At 67.0% G+C, this 6711-nt stretch carries 5 protein-coding genes; all 5 read right to left on the reverse strand.

Annotation, left to right across the window (positions count from 1 at the left end; translation table 11 throughout):
* Window position 1: 1 nt before the first annotated feature.
* Entirely contained in the window at window positions 2-1768 is a 1767-nt protein-coding gene (locus KUM32_RS13230; protein WP_217142048.1) for an ABC-three component system protein, read from the reverse strand.
* Complete coding sequence (locus KUM32_RS13235) at window positions 1746-2012, reverse strand: ABC-three component system middle component 6 (protein WP_217142049.1); 267 nt, start codon at window positions 2010-2012, stop codon at window positions 1746-1748. The genes KUM32_RS13230 and KUM32_RS13235 overlap by 23 nt, the downstream gene beginning before the upstream one ends.
* Window positions 2009-2944, reverse strand: a complete 936-nt coding sequence (locus KUM32_RS13240; RefSeq protein ID WP_217142050.1) for an ABC-three component system protein — start codon at window positions 2942-2944, stop codon at window positions 2009-2011. Before KUM32_RS13240 ends, KUM32_RS13235 begins: the two co-directional genes overlap by 4 nt.
* Before the next feature lie 80 nt (window positions 2945-3024).
* On the reverse strand, window positions 3025-5697 hold the full coding sequence (locus KUM32_RS13245; protein WP_217142051.1) for a DEAD/DEAH box helicase: 2673 nt from the start codon (window positions 5695-5697) through the stop codon (window positions 3025-3027).
* A gap of 55 nt (window positions 5698-5752) precedes the next feature.
* A complete protein-coding gene (locus KUM32_RS13250) occupies window positions 5753-6403 on the reverse strand; it encodes a hypothetical protein (RefSeq protein ID WP_217142052.1) in 651 nt (216 codons plus the stop codon).
* Window positions 6404-6711 lie beyond the last annotated feature (308 nt).

A 6711-nucleotide genomic window follows, 5' to 3' on the forward strand; every position in this document is an offset into this window, starting at 1 on the left:
GTTATGCCTTTGCCTTGCCTGTGGCTTTGAAGCGGAAGCCGAAGAGGCCGCCCTCTTCGTCGTCGGTGAGGCGGGGGCTGCGGATGTGGGGTTCGGGGTTGAATCCGCGCTGGGCAGCGGTGCTGAGGGTGTCGGTGTTGAGGGTGACGATGTACTGCATGTGCTCTTCCTCCGTGACTTCGGCTGCGAGCGCGAGGGCTCGCGCGACTTGCCGTTCGTCGACGCCGTCGTAGAGGTGGCTGTCGTGGATGAGGAAGTCGGGGCCGCGCTCGTGGCGGTGTGCGAGGACGGCCAGGGTGAGGTCGAAGCAGAAGATGACCATGTTGTTGATGCCGCGGCTGTCGTCGGCGTCGATCCGGGGCGTGATGCTGAGGCTGGTGCGGCCGGCCTCGATGGCGAGGTAGGCTTCGCGGCCTTCGCCGTACAGGCGCTGGGCGTACCGGGAGAACAGCAGGATCGCTTCGTCTGTCTGCTGCCGGCGCTCTTGGAGGTCTAGGTCGACGGCCTGTTGCAGTTCGACGCTCTTGGCGGTGATCTGGCGGGCGCTGGCTTCAAGGGCCTGCGCTGCGTCGAAACGGTGGCGAAGAGCACCGAGAGCGGCCTCCTCCCGCCCCAGGGCTGTCTGCAGGGCGGTCAGCGCTTCCAGCGCCCCACCGTCCGCCAGCTCGCGCAGGAGGCGGGCCTGGTCCTCGCCCAGGTCGGCACGTTCCTGACGCCGGGCGGCCAGGCGGTCGGTGATTTCCTGGATCTCTTCCTCCAGGAACCTTCGCCGGTTGCGTACGACGGAGTGGTGGAACGCTTTGACGTCTTCGAAGCGACGCCGGACCTGGTCGTTGAGGATGACCCCGAGCTCGCGGTAGGCCGGCTCGAGGTAGGACACCTCGACGTCGGTGGTCTCGGTGACCGCGCCCCGGAGTTCTTCGAGGTTGTGCTGGTCGATCACGTCGTCCTGGGCGAGCTGCTGGATCCGGCGGCTTACCTGGTCTGCGCGCTCTTTGAGGCGCTCGTACTCAGGGACAACTTGGAAGGCGGCAACCTGCGTCCGCAGCCGTTCGACCTGTGCCTCGGCGAGAGTGATCTGACCTCGCAGATCGGCCGTGGAACCGACGATCCGACCCCATACGGGATCGTTGACGGCCTTCCTCAGCTGGTCTCTGGTCGCCTTGCGGGCGTTGAGCTCTCGGTATCCGTTGACCAGTTGCCAGTCCAGCCCCAGGAGGTAGGACAGATTCGACGATGCCTCGGCGGCCGCCTGCCGGGAGAACGTCCGGGTCGGCTCGTTGAAGCCGTGCGCGGACACCCGGCGGATGAGGAACGACAGGAGCGTGCGACCACTCACTCCTGGATGGTCACCCTCCAGCCCGAAGAGGTCCCGCTCGATGACGCGATTCCACTGCTCCACGGACAGCTCGACGTCCTGGCCATCGGCGAAGAGCGTGTCGGCAGGCACGCCGGATACGTCCCGGCTCAGCGACACGACCTTGGGATTGTTCCCGCGCCGTCGTACCTCAAGCGGATCGTCCTGCCACGGCCAGTCCATAGCAAGGCTGAAGGTGATGTGGCGCAGCGCCTTGTTCGTGGCCAGCGACCCGGAGGACTTCGCCCCCAGAAGGAAGTGAATCAGCTCGATCACGCTCGACTTGCCGGCACTGTTACGGCTGTCGGTCTCAGCCGACGACGAGGTGGTGTCCGCGACCAGCAGGTTCAGTCCTGGCGAGAACTCCACCGTCTTGAACCGCGCGTCGTCAGCGCTCAGACGGCGCAGCATTCGTACTCCTTGCGACGAGAACGTCCTGGACCAGCTCCACCGCACCCATGGCGAAGAGGATGTCCAGGGCCAGAACGAACCACTCGAACGATACCGGCGAGGTATGGGCCTGATCAGCGCGCCAGCTCTTCAGCCTCGCCCACGTCTGACTGACGGTCCGCGGTTCATCGAGCTGGAGGAGAACCTGCGCGCCGACAGCGAGCAGGCAGCGGTCAGGAGCGAGTCCCTTCGTCGGAGTGATCATGCGGTCAACCCGATGCCGGGCTGCCAGCCGGCGGGCGGCGTCTCAAAGATGTCGCATCGTTCGAAGAAGTGCGCCAGGACCACAAGGGCGGCACGCAGCACCTTAGGTCGCGGCTGGGCGTTCCCGAGGAAGTACATCTTGAGCTGCCAAAGGACGTCGTCGGCGTCGCTGTAGTCGCGACGCACCTGCTGGTAGTACAGACGGAAGCCCTCCGCCACCTCGTCGTGCTCCAGCTCGCTTCGGGTGCCAGCGTAGAACGCATCTACCAGGTGGCTCTGTCGCATGCCCCGGAGGAGGTCCTCCCGGTCCGCGCCTTCGATCCGGTTGAAGTCCAGCTTCTCCACCGGCACGTCGGGCAGGGACATCAGGGGGTTGGACTCGGCGCGGATGTCCTGCAGCTGCTTCAGCAACGGCGCCAGGTCCTCCATCCCGATGCCGAAAGTCGTGTCCTTGATGGGGATCTCGCAGCGGAGGACGTCCTCGGCTGCCATCTGATCAAGCTGCATGCACTCGTGCCACAGTCGCCGGGTGCCCATCTGCTCGAATCGCAGCGAAGGCATGCTGTCCCGCGCGCCTGCCAGCAGAGATGTCACTTCAGGATGCACACCCCGCCTGTCGTTGTGCACGAAGACAAAGGTGTCGAATTCGCCGTTTCGCTTGGCGACCGCCCCTGAGAGGTCTCCGTCGAACTTCTTGCGGATCTTGTCCGGCTTCACGGTCTGTGGTGCGTAGCAGGCGTACAGCTTTCGCGAATGCAGGCTGAGACCATCGGCTGACCTGTCACCCAGACTGCCAGCCGTGCGCACGTCAAGGAAGTCTGGATAGCGCAAACACATCAGCCGATGGAAGAAGTCCTCGAACTCGCTCTCGTAGAGCTCCGCCATCAACTCGAGGAACTTGACGTGTGCATACATCCGCTGCTCAAACCGCATGACCCCCCCTTGCGCATAGAGCTGTCAGCGTAGCTGTGTGTAACGAGACCCGACACCCTTTGATCAGATCCTGTGGTTGCTCACGCCCAGTCGATGCCCAGCTCCCGCAGCGCATCCAGCTGCTCCTGGGTGAGTTTGTCGCGCCTGGTTTTGGTGTTGGAGATCCACACACCCAGCTTCACGACGGCCGGCTCTTCCTCGCCGTCGACCACGATCTCTTCGGTGTGGCCGCGCGGTACCGGCCGGTCCGCGCCTTCCCGCTCGACCCATTGCGTGAGTGCCGTGAGGCCCCGTTGGAACGCCGCTTGCGCCTTGTTCGGGATCTTCCTCGTACGCTCTGCTGCCGGGGCGGGAGACGGGGCCTCAGCGGGCTGCACGCCCAGCTTCGACAGCCGCTGCTGCTGCTCGGTGGACAGCTGTTTCCAGGTGCTTGGGTTTTTCTGCCGCTCCAGCCACTTGGCCAGATCATCGCCCTCGAACAGCACGCCCGGCTGGATGTCGGGCAGGTGGCCGTCGGCGTCGACCAGGTCGGCGAGGACGCGGTAGTGGCGTTGCCAGTCGAGCGGCCACGGGCAGTCCCAGTCCGGGTCGATTTCCGTCAGCTGCGCTGCGCGCACGGCGGCCCGCTCCGGGGCCTTGCCCAGGCCGTTCTTCGCGCCCTTGCGGCGCAGGTTGGCCATGTGCTGGCCGATGGGCACCATTGCCTCGCCCTCGCCCCAGACCGCGTCCTGTCGCGGAGCGAGGTGCCCGGTGGCCCGCCGGTATGACCGCAGCGCGGCGAGCTTGGCTTCCCACGCTTCCTCGCCGGGTTCCCAGACCATCCCGGCCTCCGGCGCGTCCAGCAGCGTCTTGCGCCGTTCCTCCAGCTCCCCGGCCCGCAGCGCCTTGCGCTGCTGGTGCACCCACCGGCCAAGCGGAAACGCCTTGGTCGTCCCGACTTCGACCTCGACGTCGTAGGGCACGGCGTAGACGCCGGTGATCTGGTTCTCCTTCCGCCACCGGAGCAGGGCCTGGTAGCCCTCCAGCCACACCAGGGACTCCGGCCGGTAGACCCGGGTGCGCAGGAAAGCGGCGATCGTGGCAGCGTCGCGAGGGCTGGAGAAGTGGAGCAGCGCCGCTTCGGCGGCGGCCTGTGTGTCGTCCTCCTGGTCCTCGCCGTCGACCTCGCCGCCGGCCCCGACGATCTGCCCGTCCTCGTCACGTCGGACGTGCACCTTGCGCTTGCCGCTGGTGAGCGCGCGGGAGGCGAGCTGCTCGACCAGGCGCTCATCGTGCGAGCGCAGGCCCTGGAGCACGGCTACAAGGGGGCGGAAGCTGGCACTGGCGACCATGTCGGTCGGGTCCTCGCCGGGCTCCAGGAAGACGGGCACGATGATCCTGGCGACCTTGGTGGAGCCGTCCTTGTTGAGGCGGAGCGCGCGGCCGATGTTCTGCACGATCTCCACCTGCGAGCCGCGGGTGTCGGCGAAGCAGACGGCCTCAACTCCCCGTTCGCCGGTGATGTCGACGCCTTCCCCGAGCACGCGAACGCTGGCGAGGAAGGCGCGGTGGACCCGGCGCCCGGCGGCGTCGATGCCGTTGGCGAACTGCCTGATGACCTCGCGCCGCTCGGTCACGAGGTGGTCTCCGCACAGCCACGCCGACCACACTCGGTTCGGGGGTACGTGGCGGCCGGCCTCGAGTTCGTAGAACTCCGCGTCGATGGAGGACTTCGGCAGCTTGTCCGCGGCGGCCAGGTCGTCGTCGGAGGCGTCGTTCGTGTACAGCTCGGCAGCGGTCTCCGGCAGCTTCTCCGCGAACGCGGCGGCTTCCTCAACCTTCTGGTGGAACGTCATGACCGTACGGAGGTTGTACGCGGCGGCGTGCTCCAGGAGCGCCGTCTGCAACAGTGCCAGGCGCCGGCCGCGCCGCGCCTCTTCGGACTCTCCGAGGACCGGCGAGGGGTCGTGGATCTCCAGGACGTCGATCTCGAACCCGGCGAGGATCTCGCGCTCGATCGCCTCCGACAGTCCGAGCTCGGCGAGCCACGCACCGTACGTGCCGTCCGGGTCGTCGGCCATGGTCGCGATCTCCGCCTCCTGGCCGTCCGCGCCCTTCTGCGGGCGGGCCGCGGCGAGGATGCGCGGGGTCGCGGTCAGGTACAGCCGGAAGTCCGCCGGGATCCGGGCGTTGTCGTGGATGGCGGCCCACGGTCGACCAAGATCACCGGCGATTCCGTGGGCCTCATCCACGATCGCGAGGTCGAAGCCGTCCATGCGCTGGCCGTAGAGGCGCTCCCCGCTCGCCAGAGCGGCCTCTAGCGGCCCGCGAACCTTCCGCTGGCCCACGGGAGCGTCGATGTCCTCGCGGTCCACGAGGGAGGCGTACGTGGCGAATACGACGACCGGCCCGTGCCCGGCCCACAGGGCGAGCTGGATTGGGTTGGTGGTGGTGCGCACCCCCAGCGAGCCCAGGACCGCGTCGTTCTCCAGCGAGCACACCGCGACCATCGGCGCCCGGTGGCCCACCAGGCGCCACGCCTGGGCTGTCTGCACGAGAAGATCCAGGGTCGGCACCGTCACGAGGATCCGGCCGTCCGCGAACGACTCCAGCGTGCACGCGGCCGCCATGATCGTCTTTCCCGAGCCGGTCGCTGACACGATCGTGGCACGGGCACCCTGCGGGGGCACAGATGACCTTGCAGGAAATCCCACCCACTTGCGAAACGCGGCGCGCTGATCTACCTGGTGTTCCTTGAGGGAAATGCCGTGCATTCCGAATGTCCATTCTGTGCGGCAGAGGTCGGGCGGCGAGGCGTTCTGGGGTTGTCTAACTGTCGAGTCCTCTGAGTCCCCACTGGCCGAGGCCGCCGTAGATGGTGGCGGTCTGACATTGGGGCGCGTTCATGACTTCGGCTTCACCGCGGTAGATGGCGATGAGGGAGTCGGTTCCGCGCCACCAGGTGTCTGAGAGGCCGGCGACTTCCGGAACGGGATCGAACCCTTCGAGGCCGAGGTCGTCTACGGCGTCACCGGTGACTGTCTTGGTGGTGCGTGCGCATCGGCGGGCGTGGTCGGCCAGGGCGACTGCTTCCACCCACCCTTCAACGGTGGAGTGCAGGGGGACCCAGTTGCCGGCGTGGAGCCCGAACTCCCCGTTGGGGCCGATCATGAACGAGTAGGGGAGAGCTGTTCGCTGCAGGCCGGCTTCGAAGTGCCAGTCGGGAGCCGGTCCCTCGGGTACGTCTCCGCTGAGCGTTCGCGGCCCGCCGTCGTAGTGGGGAGAGGGAGGAAGGGCGAGGCCACCCCAGACCGCCTCGTACGCGGCCACTCGGTCGATCTGATCCTTCGGGACACCGTGCTCGATCCACAGGGCCCTGTACTGCTCTATGTCAGCACGATCGGCCCAGTGCCCATGAGCACGGATAAAGTATTTTGCCCTGAGGGTGATACCCGTCGGAATTTTTCGCATGCTAGCCATGTCTCCCACCCCAGCATCTCTCTATTTTCTGCCAACGGTACATGGTGCATCAACCTGAGGCACCCACTACACTAGAACCCAAAACGAACGAGCGACCCCCACCCCAGTAGCCAGCTCGGCCCGCGGCAGCGGGCCCTAATGGTCCTGGAGGCGCAGCCGGAAGGACCCTTGAGGCGGGGGAGCGCAGCGGACCCGCCGACCCCCTGGCCGGAGCAAAGCGGAGGCCAGTAGCGGGACGCAGTCCCGCCAGTCCGGGAGCGCAGCGGACGGACTGTCACCGGGCAGGCAAAGCCTGCCCGGTGAGCGGG

The organism is Streptomyces sp. AC627_RSS907 (assembly GCF_019049165.1).

Bases quoted from the DNA above. Each gene is read 5' to 3' on its own strand.
- KUM32_RS13230 (WP_217142048.1), bottom strand. From the start codon at position 1,768: ATGCTGCGCCGTCTGAGCGCTGACGACGCGCGGTTCAAGACGGTGGAG.
- KUM32_RS13235 (WP_217142049.1), bottom strand. From the start codon at position 2,012: ATGATCACTCCGACGAAGGGACTCGCTCCTGACCGCTGCCTGCTCGCT.
- KUM32_RS13250 (WP_217142052.1), bottom strand. From the start codon at position 6,403: ATGGCTAGCATGCGAAAAATTCCGACGGGTATCACCCTCAGGGCAAAA.
- KUM32_RS13240 (WP_217142050.1), bottom strand. From the start codon at position 2,944: ATGCGGTTTGAGCAGCGGATGTATGCACACGTCAAGTTCCTCGAGTTG.
- KUM32_RS13245 (WP_217142051.1), bottom strand. From the start codon at position 5,697: ATGCACGGCATTTCCCTCAAGGAACACCAGGTAGATCAGCGCGCCGCG.